Source organism: Streptomyces sp. NPDC048462 (assembly GCF_043200175.1).
Classification (GTDB): domain Bacteria; phylum Actinomycetota; class Actinomycetes; order Streptomycetales; family Streptomycetaceae; genus Streptomyces.
In genome coordinates, this window is the sequence record NZ_JBICXG010000002.1 from 394,102 (window position 1) to 410,086 (window position 15,985).

Here is a 15,985-nt window from a genome sequence, read left to right on the forward strand (position 1 = left end):
ACAGGCGGCCGCCCCCGGTGAGGAGTTCTCACCGGGGGCGGCCGCTTGTGTACGGGCTCAGCCCTGGAGGGCGACGAGGCTCGCCGGTCGCAGGTCCGTCCAGTTCGCCTCCACGTGGGCGAGGCAGGCTTCGCGGGTGTCCGCGCCGAATGCGGTCCGCCAGCCGGCGGGGACCTCGGCGAAGGCGGGCCACAGCGAGTGCTGGTTCTCGTCGTTGACCAGGACCAGGAAGGTGCCCTGCGGGTCCTCGAACGGGTTGGTCGTCATGCGTTGTCACTCCTCTTGGACAGTGCGGTGAACAGCTCGGACAGCGGCTGCTCCGGATGAGCCGCCGCGCGGTGCAGCAGCTCCAGGTATGCGTCGGCCAGTCGCCGGGCCTTCGCGGTGCCCAGCAGGCCGGTGGCGTGGATCAGCGCGCAGTGCACCGGCCCGTCGCCGCGCGGCTCGTAGAAACTGAGGGTCAGGTCGGCCCGGGTGACGCCGGTCGGTACGGCCGAGAGCGAGCCGATGCCGCCCTCCAGCTGTTCCGCGTCGGCCTGCTCGTGGTGGATGACCATGACCTGCGGGCCCTGCGGCGGGAGTCCGGCGGCCCGGACGACGGCGTCGAACGGGACGTCCTGCCGGTCCAGGGCGCTCAGCGTCGTCTCCCTTACCCGGGTCAGCAGTTCCGTGAAGGTGGGGTCGCCCGCCGTGCCGGTGCGCAGTACCACGGTGTTGAAGAAGCAGCCGACCAGATCGGCGAGCTGGTCGTCGGTGCGTCCGGCGACCATCGTGCCGATCGGCAGGTCGGTGCCCGCGCCGTGCCCGGTGAGCAGTGCGGCGAGCGCCGAGTGGAGCACCATGAACATGCTGGTGCCGGTGGCCCGCGCGAGGCGGTCCACGGCGGCGTGCAGCTCCTCGTCGAGGACGAAGCCGACGTGGGCCCCGGGCCTGACGGAGGTATCCGGTCCTGTTCGGCGCGGGCCGTCGGCGGGCAGGGCGAGCCGGTCCGGGAGTCCGTCGAGCGTCCGGCGCCAGTAGGCGAGCTGCTGCCCGCCCCGGCTGTCCGGGTCCGCGGGGTCGCCCAGGACCTCGTGGGCCCAGTGCGCGTAGTCCGCGTAGCCGACCGGCAGCGGCTGCCAGCCGGGGGCGAGGCCCTGGGCGCGTGCCGCGTGGGCCGTGACCAGGTCGCGGAAGAGCGGCACGACCGACCACTCGTCGACGGCGAGGTAGTGCATGGTCAGCAGCACCGCCTGGGCGCCATCGGGACCGGTGAGCAGATGGGCCCTGAGCGGAGCCTCGACGCCCGGATCGGGTGCCTGTCCCGCGAGTTCGGCCAGCCGGGCGTCCAGGTCGGCGCACGGCTCCTCGGTCAGTACGGGCGCCGCGGCGGGCCGCTGGAACAGGACGCCGTCCCGCTCCGTGAAGGCGGTGCGCAGCGGCTCGTGCCGGGCCACCACATCCGCCAGCGCGGCGGCCAGCACCTCGGCGTCGAGCCCGCCCGCGGAGCGCAGCGTCAGCGCGTGGTCGACGCCCCGCGCGTCGCGGGAGGCCTGCCACTGCCAGTCCTGGACGGGCGCCGCCGGCGGTTCCCCGGCGCGCTGTGCGGCCGGGCGCAGCGCGGGCCGGGCCGGGCCCGCATCCTCTGTGGCGGTGGCCGCGCCCTCCAGCGCCCCGGCGATGCCGGCGACGGTGAGCGCGTCGAAGACGTCCCTGATGCTCAGTTCGACGCCGAACTCGGCGCGGATGCGGCCGAGCAGTCGCATCGAGGCCATGGAGTGGCCGCCGAGCGCGAAGAAACTGTCGTGCACTCCGACGTCGTCCAGCTTGAGGATCTCGCAGAACAGTGCGGCGATCCTGGCCTGGGTGGGGGTGGCCGGGCGTGCGTCGCCCGTCATCGCGGACCAGTCGGGCGCGGGCAGCGCCGCACGGTCCAGCTTGCCGTTGGGCGTGAGCGGCAGCGGGCCGTCCAGCGGGACCACCAGGGCCGGGACCATGTACTCGGGGAGCAGCCCGGCCATGTGGGCGCGCAGCTCCTGCGGGTCCGGTGCGCCGGACTCGGGCACCGCGTAGGCGATCAGCCGGACGATGTCGCCGTCCCGGTCGGGGACCACCGCGGCCTGGGCGACACCGGGGTGCGCGGCGAGCGCCGCCTCGATCTCGCCCAGTTCGATGCGGAAGCCCCGCACCTTGACCTGGCTGTCGGCCCGGCCCAGGAAGTCGAGGTTGCCGTCCCGGCGCCGGCGGGCCCGGTCCCCGGTGCGGTACATCCGGCTGCCGGGCGCCCCGAAGGGGTCGGCGACGAACCGTTCCGAGGTGAGGGCCTCCTTGCCGAGGTAGCCGCGGGCGAGCCCGCGCCCGGCGACGTACAGCTCGCCCACCACACCCGGCGGTACGGGCCGCAGCCGCTCGTCGAGCACGTAGGCCCGGGTGTTGGGGTCGGGGCGGCCGATGGGCACCCGGCCGGCCGGGGTGCCGCCGTGCTCGCGGGCGCTCCACAGCGTCGAGTTGACCGTCGCCTCGGTGAGCCCGTAGGCGCAGATCAGGTCGGCGGTGGCGCCGAAGCGGTCGAAGAGGTCCGGCGGCACCGTCTCGGTGCCGACCAGCACGGTCGATCCCCCGGGCAGTTCACAGCCGGGCGGGAGCGCCGATACCAGGGACGGCGGCAGGATCATGTGGGTGATCCGCCGGTCCGCGAGGAAGTCGGTCAGTGCCGGACCCGCCACCCGTGCCTCGTCGGTGATGAGGACGAGGCTGCCGCCGTGGCACAGCGCCATGGCGAGTTCGAAGACGAAGACGTCGAAGCCGGTGGAGGCGAACTGGAGCACCCGGCTGTCGCTTCGCAGGTTCATCCGGTCGACGGCGGTGGCCACGAGGGAGGAGATCCCCTCGTGGGGCACGATCACGCCCTTGGGGCGGCCGGTCGAGCCGGAGGTGTAGATCACGTACGCGGCCTGGTCCAGGCCTGCGGGCCCGCCGGGCTCGGCGGCCGGGGCCGGCTCCTCCAGTTCCGCGGCGGTGTCCGGGGCGTCCAGCAGGACCACCGGGACGCCCACCGCGTCGGGGATCTTCCCCGCGACGGTCTCGGTGCCGACGACCAGGGCCGCCCCCGAGTCCTCGATCATGTAGGAGAGCCGGTCCCCCGGGTGGATCAGGTCGAGCGGCAGGAAGGCCGCGCCCAGCTTCATCGCGGCGAGCACGGTGGCGATCATGTCCACGGACCGGGGAACGGCGACGCCGACCACGCTCTCGGCGCCCACGCCGTGCGCGGCGAGGAGCCGGGCGATGCGGCGGGCCCGGTCGTCGAGCTCGGCGTACGTCACCGAGCGGGACCGGTCCACCACGGCCACGGCGTCGGGCCGTTCGGTGAGCCTGCGGGCGAACAGGGCGGGCAGGGACTCCTCCTCGACCTCGCGGGCGGTGTCGTTGAAGCCCTCCAGCACGGTGTGCCGCTCCTGGCCGGAGAGGATCTCGGCCCGGGACAGCGGCTGTCCGGGCGCGGCGACGAGCGCGGCGACCAGGGTGCGCAGCCGCTCACCGATGGCCTCGGCGGTCTCCCGGTCGAACAGCTCGGTGGCGAACTCGAGCCGGCAGCCGAGCGAGCCGGGGCCGCCGTCCTGCGCGGTGTGCTCGGTGAAGCTGAACACCAGGTCGAACTTGGCGGAGCGGATCCTGAACGGCACGAACTCCACGTTCAGGCCGGGCAGTGCGAGTTCACCGCCGGTGCGGGCGTGATAGCCGACCATCACCTGGAAGAGCGGGTTGCGGGAGAGCGAGCGGGTCGGGTTGAGAGCTTCCACGACCGATTCGAAGGGCACGTCGGCGTGGGAGAACGCGGCCAGGTCGGTGTCACGGACCCGGGTGAGGAGTTCGGTGAAGCTGGGGTCGCCGCCGAGGTCGGTGCGCAGCACCAGGGTGTTGACGAAGAAGCCGACCAGTTCGTCCAGTGCCTCGTCGCCGCGCCCCGCGATGGGCGAGCCGAGCGGGATGTCCGTCCCGGCACCCATGCGGTGGAGCAGCGCGGCCACGGCCGCGTGCACCACCATGAACATGCTGGCGCCGGTCTCCCGGGCGAGCCGCTTCAGTCCGGCGTGCACGGGGGCGTCGAAGGCGATGTCGAGTTCGGCGCCGGAGAACGCCGGGCGCGCGGGCCTGGCCCGGTCGGTGGGCAGTTCGAGCTCTTCCGGGGCGCCGGCCAGGGCCGTACGCCAGTGATCCAGCTGCCGGGCGGCCAGACTGGCCCGGTCGGCGGGATCGCCCAGCAGCCGGTCCTGCCACAGCGCGTAGTCGGCGTACTGGACGGGCAGCGGCTCCCAGTCGGGTGCCCCGCCTTCGAGGCGGGCCGCGTAGGCGGTGGCCAGGTCCCGCAGGAACGGCCGGTCGGACCACTCGTCGGTGGTGATGTGGTGCAGCAGCAGCACGACGACGTGGTCCTCGGGCGAGAGCTCCACCACCGTGGCGCGCAGCAGCAGTTCGGCGGCGAGGTCGAACGGCCGGTTGACGACCGTGTCGATGATCCCGGGCACCTCGTCCTCGGTGGCCCGCAGGCACTCCACCACCGGGTGCGCATCGTCGGCGGGCAGCACCCGCTGGAACACCTGGCCGTCACAGGCCGTGAAGAAGACGGTGCGCAGGGCCTCATGACGGGCGGTCACATCGGCGAGCGCGGTGCTCCAGGCGGCCAGGTCCAGCGGGCCGCGCAGCCGCATGGCCAGCGAGAAGTTGTACGCGGCCGAGGTGCACTCGATCTGCTGGATGACCCACAGCCGCTGCTGGGCGTGGGACAGCGGCAGCCGCTCGGGCCGGTCGCCCGCGGTCAGCGCCGGTCGGGCGGCGCCGCCGGTGCGGGCGGCGCGGGCCACCAGTTCCGCGACGGTCGGTGCCTCGAAGAGGTCCCGGATCGCCAGTTCCGCGTCGAGCGCGGTACGGGCCCGGCTGACCAGCCGGGTGGCCAGCAGCGAGTGCCCGCCCAGGTCGAAGAAGTCGCTGTCGATGTCCACGCTGCCGGCGGGCAGTCCGAGCACCTCCGCGAACAGGGCGCAGAGCGTCTCCTCGCGCGGGTCGCGCGGGGCGCGGCCGGTCCCCGTACCGGCGAGGTCGGGTGCGGGCAGCGCTCTGACGTCCAGCTTGCCGTTGACGGTCAGGGGCAGCGTGCCCAGGGTGACGAGCGCGGCGGGGACCATGTAGTCCGGCAGTCGCGCCTTCAGGTGCTCGCGCAGCCGGCGGATCAGCGTGTCGTCGTCTCCGGCGCCGTCCTCGGGTACGACATAGCCGACCAGGCGCTTGGTGCCCGCGCGCTCCGACACGACGACCGCCGCGTGCGCGACCTCGGGGTGCGTGGACAGGGCCGTGGAGATCTCACCCAGCTCGATGCGGTAGCCGCGGATCTTCACCTGGTCGTCGGTGCGGCCGAGGAAGTCGATGAGCCCGTCGGGTCGTTGGCGCACCAGGTCGCCGGTGCGGTACATGCGCTCGCCCGGTCCGCCGAACGGGTCGGCGACGAACCGCTCGGCCGTCAGCGCGGTCCGGTCGTGGTAGCCGCGGGCCAGGCCCGTGCCGGCGATGTACAGCTCGCCGGGACTGCCCGGCGGGACGGGGCGCAGCATCGGGTCCAGGACGTGGGCGCGGGTGCCCCGGATCGGCACCCCGACCGTGGAGGTCGTGCTGTCGGCGGTGGAGGCGCCGAGTGTGTTGATCGTGTACTCGGTCGGCCCGTAGAGGTTGTAGCCGTAGACGCCCTCGGTGCGGCGCAGCCGGGTCCAGACGGTGTCGGGGACGGCCTCGCCGCCGAGCAGGACCAGTGCGGGCCGGTGCTTGCCGGCGGCCTCGTCGCGGTCGAGGAGGCCTTCCTCGATGAGGAGCTGGGCGTAGGTGGGGGTCACGTTGACCACGTCGATGCGGTGGCTGTCGCAGTACGCGACCAGCGCCTCGGCGTCTCGGCGCAGTTCCTCGTCACAGACGTGGACCTCATGGCCCTCGACGAGCCAGAGCAGTTCCTCCCAGGACATGTCGAAGGCGAAGGACACGGTGTGCGCGATGCGCAGCCGCCGTCCGCCCGCCGAGGCGATGGCCGGGTCGAAGATCTCCTTCTGGTGGTTGAACTGCATGTTCGTCAGCCCGCGGTACGGGGTGACGACGCCCTTGGGGCGCCCGGTCGAGCCCGAGGTGTAGATGACGTACGCGGGGTGGTCGAGGCGGCCCGGCACCCCGTGCGCGAACGCGGGCCGCTCGGCGTCGGTGACCTCGCCGCCCGGCAGCGCGGCCAGCTCGGCGGCCACGGCCGCCTCGTCCAGCAGGAGTTCGGGGGCGACGGGTCCGTCCGCGTCGCGCAGGGACGGGGCGACGGCGGTGGTGGACAGCAGGCACAGCGGTCCGCTGTCACGCGCCATCAGGCGCAGCCGGTCGGCGGGGTGGTCCAGGTCGAGGGGCAGGTAGGCGGCGCCGGTGCGCAGTACGGCGAAGAGCGCGGCCACCATCTCGATGGAGCGCGGCAGCGCGAGCGCCACGACCTTCTCCGGTCCGGCGCCCCGGGCGAGCAGCAGCCGGGCGAGCCGGTTGACGCGGGCGTCCAGCTCGGCGTACGTGAGGGTCTGCTCGCCGAAGACGAGCGCCACCGCGTCCGGGGTGCGGGCGACCTGGGCGGCCAGCAGATCGGCGACCGTCTCGTCGGGCACGGGCTCGCGGCCGGTGAGCTGTGCGGCGGCGGTGGCGGCCCGCTCGGCGGGCAGCAGCAGGTCGACACCCGCGGTGCGGGCCGGGGCGCCGCCGTCGAGGGCCTCGGTGAGCCGGCCGAGTACCGCGGTGAACCGGTCGAGGATGGTGGTCGCGGCCTCGGCGTCGAACAGGTCCGGCCGGGCCGCCAGGGTGATCCGCAGCCGGCTGCCGGGGGTGACGATCAGCGTGAGCGGGAAGTGCGTGCCGTCCACGTTGGACATGGCGGTGATGCCGTGGCGCCGCCGCAGTTCGGCCGCGCGGTCCTCGCCGTCGGCCGAGCGCAGGACGAACAGGGTGTCGAACAGCCGGCGGTGGCCGGTCTCCTGCTGGAGGGCGCCGAGCCCCACGTACTCGAAGGGCATGACGGCGGCGCGCTCGGACTGCATGCGGCGCAGCAGGCCGAGGAGCGGCTCGTGCGGGGTGAAGGCGACGCGGGCCGGGATGGTGTTGAGGAACATCCCGATGATTCCGGCCGCGTCCGGGACGTCCGCGGGCCGTCCGGCGACGGCGGTGCCGAAGACGACGTCGGCGCGGCCGGTCATCGCGGAGAGCACCAGCCCCCAGGCCGCGTTCAGCACGGTGTTCAGGGTGAGCCCGTGGCGGCGGGCCGCGGTCCGCAACAGTTCGCTGGTCTCCGGGCCGAGCACCGTGTCATGGTCGGCCGGGATGACCGGGCCGGTGTCGCGGCCGGACGGGGCGAGCAGCGTCGGCTCGTCGAAGCCGGAGAGCGACCGGCGCCAGGCGTCCAGCGCGGCGCCGGTGTCCTGCTCGTCCAGCCAGCCGAGGTAGTCGCGGTACGAGCCGGGCACCGGCAGCCCGGTGGCGTCGCCGGCCCGCTCGTAGAGCGTGAACAGCTCCTCCAGGAACAGCCACGCGGACCAGCCGTCCCACAGGATGAGGTGGTGGGTGATCACGAGCCGGTCCCGGCCGTCCCCGAGCCGGATGAGGAGCAGCCGGCACAGCGGGGGCGCGGACAGGTCGAAGCGCTGCCGCCGGTCGGCGGCCAGCAGTTCCCGGACCCGGGTGTGCTGCTGCGGCGCGGGCAGCCCGGAGAGGTCCGCCTCGACGAGCGGGATCTCGGCCCCGTCCACGATGAACTGGACGGGGCGGGGCAGCCCGTCGGCGGTGAACCCGGCCCGCAGTCCGGTGTTGCGGGCCAGCAGCGCCCGGCAGGCGGCGCGCAGCCGGTCGGCGTCGACGCGGCGGTCGAAGTCCAGGGTCTCCTGGGAGAGGTAGACGTCGAGCGCCTCGCCCGCGTCGTAGGTGGCGTGGAAGTACATGCCCTCCTGGAGCGGGGAGAGCGGCCAGATGTCGTCGACCGGGAGCCCGGCGGTGGCGGCGACCCGGTCGGTCTCCTGCGCCGAGAGCTCCAGGCCGCCCAGCGGGGCGGGCCGGACCGGCTCGGGCTCGGGGCCGGCGGCGGAGGTCAGCTGGGCGAGCAGGGCCCGCAGGGCGGGGTCCACGTCGGCGCCGGACTGCTCCTGGAGGGCCAGCACGGCCTGGAGTGCGGCGGCGGCCTGTCCGGCCTCGGCCGCGGGCACGGTCACGGCGTCGGCGGGGGCGGCCGGTTCGGCGGCGCAGGGTTCGGACGGGGCGCAGGGGCCGGGTGCCGCTGTCCGCGCGGCGGCGGCCAGGGCGGCCGGGGTCCGGCTCTCGAACACGTCGCGGGGGCCGATCACCAGACCCCGGGCGCGGGCCCGGGTGGCGACGGCGATCGAGCTGAGGCTGTCGCCGCCGATGACGAAGAAGTCGTCGTCGACGCCGATCCCGGGCACGCCGAGCACCTCGGTGAAGATCTCGCACAGGGCGCTCTCGCGCTCGTCGCGCGGGGCCCGGCCGCCGCTGCGGGGGACGGGCGCGGCGGACGGCAGGGCGTTCTGGTCGAGCTTGCCGTTGGGCGTCAGCGGCAGGGTGTCCAGGACCAGGACGGTGCCCGGCACCATGGGCGCGGGCAGCGCGCCGGCCAGCGCCGCGCGCAGGGCGTCGGTGTCCAGGACCGCGCCGGGTACGGGCACGGCGTAGCCGGCCAGCGCGCCGTCCCGGACGGTCACCGCCGCACGGGCGACGCCCGGCAGGGCGGCCAGGGCGGCCTCGATCTCGCCGGGTTCGATGCGGTTGCCCCGGATCTTGACCTGCCGGTCGGTGCGGCCGAGGTACTCGACGGCACCGTCGGCGCGGCGCCGCACCAGGTCTCCGGTGCGGTACATGCGCTCGCCCGGTCCGCCGAAGGGGTCGGCCACGAAGCGTTCGGCGGTCGTGCCCGGCCGGTCGTGGTAGCCCCGCGCCAGCTGAACACCGGCGAGGTAGAGCTCTCCCGGCACCCCGTCGGGGACCTGGCGCAGGTACGGGTCCAGCACGTGCAGCCGGGTGTTCCACACCGGGCGGCCGATGGGCACGGCGGGCTCCGGGCCGCCGTCGTGGACGTAGGCGAAGGAGGTCACGTCCACCGCGGCCTCGGTGGGTCCGTAGAGGTTGTGCAGCGGGACGGGGGGCCGCCCGGAGCGGGACGTCAGCTCCGACCAGTGCGCGGCCTGGGCCCCGGTGAGCGCCTCGCCGCTGCAGAACACCCGCCGCAGGCTCGCCGCCCAGTCCGGGTGGTCGGCGGCGGAGTCCAGGGCCTGGGTGAACGCGGCCAGCATGGACGGCACGAAGTGCAGCGTGGTGATCCGCCGCGTCCGGATCAGCCCGGCCAGGTAGCCGGGGTCGCGGTGCCCGCCGGGGCGGGCGAGTACGACGGTCGCGCCCTCCAGCAGGGGCCAGAAGAACTCCCATACGGAGACGTCGAAGGCGGCCGGGGTCTTCTGCAGGACCCGGTCGTCCGCGCCGAGCCCGTACTCCCCCTGCATCCACGCGAGCCGGTTGACGACGGCCCGGTGGGTGACGGCGACGCCCTTGGGGCGGCCGGTGGAGCCGGAGGTGTAGATCAGATAGGCCGGGTGGTCGGGACCGGCGTGCCGCACGGGGGCCTCGGGGGCGCCCGTGTCCAGGTCGTCCAGGTCGTCCCCGTCGACGAGCAGCAGGTCGGTGTCCGGTACGGCGGGCAGCCGCCCGGCCGCCTCCGCCGTGGTCACGACGGTAGGTGTGCCGGAGTCGGCGAGCACGAGGGCGACCCGCTCCGCGGGGTAGTCGAGGTCGACCGGCAGATAGGCCGCGCCGGTCTTCAGGACGCCCAGCAGCGCCACCATCAGTTCGGCCGAGCGGGGCACGGCCACCGCGATGTACTGCTCGGGCCCTGCCCCGCGCGACCGCAGCCGCCGGGCCAGCGCCTCGGCGCGCCGGTCGAGTTCGGCGTAGGTCAGCGTGGTGTCCTCGAAGACCACTGCCGGGGCGCCGGGGGTACGGGCCGCCTGCTCGGCGAACAGCGAGGCGAGGGTGGCCCCGGGGACGGGCCGTGCGGTGGCGTTCAGCCCGGCGAGGTGCGCGTGCTCGCGCTCGGACAGCAGGCCGGTCCTGGCGACGGTGCGGCCGGGTTCGGAGACCAGGGTGCGCAGCAGTGCGGTGAACCGGTTGGCGAGGACGGCCACGGTCACCTGGTCGAAGCGGGCCGCGTCGTGCTTGAACCGCAGCAGCAGCGCGCCGTCGCCCGGCTCGACGACGAGCGCGAGGGGGTAGTGCACGGCGTCGGTGACGTCGTTGCCGGTGATGCGCAGCGCCTCCGTACCGTGGTCGGCGGGCGTCTGCGGGGCGGGGTGGTTCTCGAACACCACGAGGGTGTCGAAGAGTTCGCCGCCGCCGGCGATCCGCTGGATGTCGGCCAGGCCGAGGTGCTGGTGGTCCAGGAGCGCGGTGTGCTCGTCCTGGACGCGGCGCAGCAGTTCGGTGAGGGACTCCTCGGGCCGCAGGACCACCCGGGCGGGGACGGTGTTGATGAACAGGCCGACCGCCAAGTCCAGGCCCGCGACCTCGGTTGTCCGGCCGGACACGGTGGTGCCGAAGACGAGGTCGTCGCTGCCGGTGAGCGCGCCGAGCAGCAGCGCCCATACGCCGTGCATGACGGTGCTCAGGGTGAGGCCGTGGGTGCGCGCGTACGCGGTGAGGGCGGCGGTGAGCTCCTCGGGCAGCCGGGTGTCCACCTGTTCCGGCCTGGCGGGGGCCCGCTCGCCGTCCGCCGCGGCGGGGGCGGCGAGCCGGGTCGGCCCGTCCAGTGCGCGGAGCGCGTGGCGCCACGCCTCCCGTGCGGTGTCCCGGTCCCGGTCGGCCAGCCAGGCCAGGTAGGGACGGGGGTCGGCCGGTGCGGGGAGCTGGTCGCCCCGGTAGGCGGCGGTGAGTTCGCGCAGCAGTACGGAGACGGACCAGCCGTCGGCGACGATGTGGTGCAGGGTGAGCAGCAGCCGGTGGCGGTGGCCGTCACGGACGAGGGTGGCGCGCAGCAGCGGCGGCCGGGCCAGGTCGAAGGGCCGGGCGCGGTCGGCCCGCAGGACGTCGTCGAGGGCGGTCTCGGCGGTGTCGGCCTCCTGCCAGGGCAGGGTGACGTGGTCCGTGAGGCGCTGGACGACCTCGCCGCCGGGCAGCTGGCGGAACGAGGCGCGCAGCAAGGGGTGCCGGTCCAGGAGCAGTTGGAGTGCCGCACGCAGCCGGTCCGGGTCGACGAGCCCGTCGAGTTCCAGGAGTTCCTGGACGAGGTAGAGGTCGGCGGTGCCCTCGTCGAGGGCGGCGTGGAAGAAGAACCCCTCCTGGAGTGGGGAGACGGGCAGCGCGTCCTCGTCCAGAACGGTCGCCGGTGTCTGCGGGGCGGTCTTCGTCCCGGCGGCGCGGGCCAGGGCCGCCACGGTGCGGAGCCGGAAGACCTCGCGCGGGGTGATCGTGAGGCCGGCCTCACGGGCCCGGTTCACCAGCTGGATCGCGACGATGCTGTCGCCGCCGAGCTCGAAGAAGCTGCTCCGGACGCCCACGGCGGGCAGGTCGAGCAGTTCCGCGAACAGGGCGGCGAGGGTGGTCTCGGCCGGTCCGGTGGGCTCGTCGGTGCCGCTGACCGCGGTCCACCGGGGCTCGGGCAGGGCGCGGGTGTCGAGCTTGCCGTTGGGCGTGAGCGGTAGGGCGCCGTCCAGGACGACGACGGCGGTCGGCACCATGTGGTCCGGCAGGGCCGCGGCCACCTGGGCGCGTGCGGCGGTGACGGCGGCCTCGGTGGCGGCGGCGTCGTGTCCGTCCCCGACCAGGTAGGCCACGAGGCGCTTGACGCCCCGGTGGTCGTCGCGGACCAGGACGGCGGCCTGGGCGATCCCGGGGGCGGCCATGAAGGCGCTCTCGATCTCGCCCGGTTCGATCCGGTGGCCCCGGATCTTGATCTGGCCGTCGGCCCGGCCAAGGAACTCCAGATTGCCGTCGCTCCCCCAGCGGACCCGGTCGCCGGTGCGGTACATCCGGGTGCCGGGCTCGCCGTACGGGTCGGCGACGAAGCGTTCCGAGGTCAGGGCGGAGCGGCCGAGATAGCCGCGGGCGAGGCCGCGCCCGGCGACGTACAGCTCGCCCTCGACGCCCACCGGCACCGGCCGCAGCGCGGCGTCCAGGACGTAGGTGCGGGTGTTGGGGTCGGGCCGCCCGATGGGCGTGGGGCCCGGCCGGCCGGAACGGGCGAGCCACAGGGTGGAGTTGACGGTGGCCTCGGTCAGCCCGTACGCGACGACGACCTGGAGCCGCCCGGACCAGCGGGCGATCAGCTCGCCGGGGACCGCCTCGGTGCCGACGACGAGGACGGCGCCCTCGGGCAGTTCGCACTCCGGCGGCAGCGCCGAGACGAGCGAGGGGGGCAGGATCATGTGGGTGGCGCGGTGGTGTGCGATGTAGTCGGTGAGGGCTGGCCCGGCGACCCGCCGCTCGGCGGGGACGACGATGATCCGGCCGCCGGCGCACAGCGACATGATCAGGTCCCAGACCGTCACGTCGAAGCCGGCGGAGGCGAACTGCACGACGCGGCTGTCGCAGGTGACGCCGATCCGGTCGGTGGCCGTGGCGATGAGGCTGCCGACGCCGTCGTGGGTGACGATCACGCCCTTGGGGCGGCCGGTGGAGCCGGAGGTGTAGATGACGTAGGCGGCCTGGTCCAGGACGACCGGGGTGCCGGGGTCGGCGGGCTCCTGGGCGGCGAGGGCGGCGGCGGTCTCCGGGTCGTCGAGCAGCAGGTGGCGGGCGTCGGACTCCGGGAGGTGGGGCGCCAGGTCCCGGACGGTGAGCACGGTGGTGGCCCCCGCGTCGGACAGCATGTAGGCGGTCCGGTCCCGGGGGTGGTCGGCGTCCAGCGGGAGGTAGGCGGCGCCGGACTTCATCACGGCGAGCAGCGCCACCACGAGTTCCGGGGAGCGCGGGAGGGCCACGGCGACGACATCGGCGGCGCCCACGCCGCGCGAGACCAGGAGCCGGGCGAGCCGGTTTGCGGCGGCGTTGAGTCCGGCGTAGCTGAGCTCGCGGTCCTCGCACACGAGCGCGACGGACTCGGGCGTGCGCCGGACCTGCGCCTCGAAGGCGGCGGGCCAGGAGAGTTCGGCCACCTCGCGCGGGGAGGCGGCCAGCTCGCCCAGCAGCCGGTCGCGTTCGGCGCCGGAGGTGAGCTCGATCCGGCCGACGGGCCGGCCGGGGTGGTCGGTGAGGGCGCTCAGTACGGTGCGGAAGCGGCGCTCGTGGTCGCGGAGGGTCGCCTCGTCGCAGAGGTCCGCGTCCGCGTCGAGGTGGACGGTGAAGCCCCGGCCGTCCCGGGTCTCGGTGAGGGCGAAGGCGAGGTCGCTGACCGGGCCGAGCCACTCGGGCCGCAGCTCGGCGTCCAGCCCGTCGAAGCCGTATCCGTCGTTCCTGGGCAGGATGTTGACGGTGGGGCCGACGAGTTCCCGGACGCCGTCGACCAGTCCGAGGTCCCTGGCCAGGTGCTCGGCGCGGTGGCGTCCGTGCGCGGCCGCTTCGGAGATCTCGCGGCGCACGTCCGCGACGAGGTCCGCGCCCGTGGTGCCGGGGCGGACGGTCAGCCGCAGCGGGACGAGGTTGGAGACCATGCCGGGGACGACGGCCGACACCGCGTCCTGGCGGACGGCGACCGGCAGCCCGAGGACCAGGTCCTGTTCGCCGGTGACCCGGTGCAGGTAGGCGGCGACGGCCGCGACCAGCAGCCGGGAGGGCCGGACGGCGGCGTTCGCGGCCGCGGTGTGCAGCCGCTCGGCTTCCTGCGGGGTGAGTTCGACGGTGCGGCGCAGCCGTCGCGCCATCAGGGAGTGGCCGCGTTCGACGAGCCGTACGGGCTCGGGCCGGCCCTCCATGCGCTCGTGCCACCAGGCGCGGTCCGCCTCGTGCTGCGCGGAGTCGCGGTACTCCCGGTCGGCGTCGGCCAGCCGGCCGAGGGACCAGTCGGCGCCAGGGGCTCCCGCCGCGCCCAGGGTGTAGAGCTCACCGGCCCGGCGGGTGATCAGGGTCACGCCCATGCCGTCGAGGACGATGTGGTGGTAGCGCTGGTACCAGCGGACCCGGTCGTCCGCGAGCCGCAGCAGGGCCTGGGCGAAGAGCGGTGCCCGGTCCAGGGGTGCGGGCCGTTCGCGTTCCGCCGCCGCCCAGTGGTCGGCGGCCGCCTCGGGGTCGGGGGCGTCGCGCAGGTCCACGACGGGGACCTCGAAGCCGGTGGTGACGGCGCTCTGGAGCGGGCCGCCCTCCCCCGGGGTGAACTCGACGTGCAGGCAGCCGGCTTCCGCGACGGCCTGGCGGACGGCGGCGGAGAGCCGGCCGAGATCCGTGTCGCCGTGCAGGTCCAGGGCGAAGACGATGTTGTAGGCGGAGCTGTCTGGCTCGATCTGCTGGGCCGGCCAGATCCCGGCCTGCCCACCGGTCATGGGGGTCCCGGCGGTGGTCGTCCGGTCCGGCTCGGCGTCAAACATCGTACGAAATGGCCTTTCCCTGATGATGTGGGCAAGGAGAGGACGTCCCGTCCGATGGCGTGCCCGGCAGGCACGCCATCGGACGAGCACCCCTGTTCGGTCCTGCTGAGGTGGGGCGGTGTGCTACTTGACCGAGGTCAGCAGCGGCACGATCTCGTCGATCGCGTAGGGGATCGAGAGGACCGTGTTGAAGGAGAACGCGGCGCCGATGTCCGGGTCCTGGTAGGGCACGAACAGATCGCGCTTGTCCTTGCTCACCTTGAGGTTCTTGTAGAGCGGCTCGGCCTTGATCCGGTCGTTGGCGTCGGTGCTGGAGGTCACCCAGACCAGCCGGTCGACGTCGAGTACGTTCAGCTTCTCGGAGCTGAGTTCGGCGGCGTTCCAGCCCGGCTTGGCCAGCTTGTCGATCTCCGGCTTCAGCTTGAAGCCCAGCTCGGAGAAGAAGATCGACTTGGGGTCGGTCTTCGTGAACGCCGAGTACTTGCCCGCCTCGAAGCTGTCGGCCACGGCGAGGGTCTTGGCGGCGAACTCGGGGTGCTCGTCGCGGACCTTCTTGAAGTCGGCGTCGATGCCGGTGATCAGCTTCTCGGCCTGCGCCTTCCTGCCGAGCGACGCTCCGATCTGCCGGGTCATCACCTGCCAGGAGGCCCCGTAGTCGGGCAGGTCCTTGGGCTGGGCGACGACCTTGGTGAACTTGGAGAGCGTGTCGTACTGCTCCTTCTTCATCCCCGAGTACTGGGCGATGACCAGGTCCGGCTTGAGTGCGGCGATCTTCTCCATGTTGTACTCGTCGCGCTCACCGACGACGTCCGGTGTGTCGGAGCCCCACTTGGCCTTGGTCCAGGGCCACTTGCCGTACGGCTTCTCCTTGAACCAGTCCACCGATCCGACGGGCTTGATGCCGAGCGCGAGGACCGCGTCCTGGTCCGAGAGGCCCAGGGTGACGATCCGCTTGGGCTCCGACTCGATCGTCGTGCTGCCGTACTTGTGCTGCACCGTCACCGGGAAGGCACCGGACTTCGCGCCCGACTCGGCCGAGGCACTGGACGAGGCCTTGTCGTTGCCGCCCCCACAGGCGGCCAGAGCGACGGCGGCGACCGCCGCGACCGCCACTCGGGGTGCGAATCTGACGAGCCGCGTCAGAGCGGGGCGTGTACCAGTGGACACGGATGTTCCTTTCAAGGGGTTTTCACTGTGCGTGCCGGACCCGCCGCGTACGGGCGGCGGGCCTGGCGAAATGTGGGGGGGGGGGGGGGGGGGGGGGGGGCCCGGGGGGGGCCCCGGGGGGGGGGGGGGGGGGGGGGGGGGGGGGCCCCCGCCCCCGCCCCCGCCGCGGGGGCCGCCCCCCCCCCCCCCCCCCCCGCCCCCCCGCCGCCCCCCCCCCCGCCCCCGCCCCCCCCCCCCCCCCCCCCCCCCCCCCCCCCCGAGGGCGGACCGGG

3 protein-coding genes are annotated in these 15,985 nt (G+C 74.4%); all 3 read right to left on the bottom strand.

The genetic code is table 11. The features are described 5' to 3' along the window. Window positions 1–57: 57 nt before the first annotated feature. On the bottom strand, window positions 58–267 hold the full coding sequence (locus ACGFU6_RS04920) for an MbtH family protein (protein WP_123531213.1): 210 nt from the start codon (window positions 265–267) through the stop codon (window positions 58–60). Further along, on the bottom strand, window positions 264–14,546 hold the full coding sequence (locus ACGFU6_RS04925) for an amino acid adenylation domain-containing protein (RefSeq protein ID WP_393608098.1): 14,283 nt from the start codon (window positions 14,544–14,546) through the stop codon (window positions 264–266). The genes ACGFU6_RS04920 and ACGFU6_RS04925 overlap by 4 nt, the downstream gene beginning before the upstream one ends. A gap of 123 nt (window positions 14,547–14,669) precedes the next feature. After that, window positions 14,670–15,713, bottom strand: a complete 1,044-nt coding sequence (locus ACGFU6_RS04930) for an iron-siderophore ABC transporter substrate-binding protein (RefSeq protein WP_393608099.1) — start codon at window positions 15,711–15,713, stop codon at window positions 14,670–14,672. Between the last annotated feature and the right edge of the window lie 272 nt (window positions 15,714–15,985).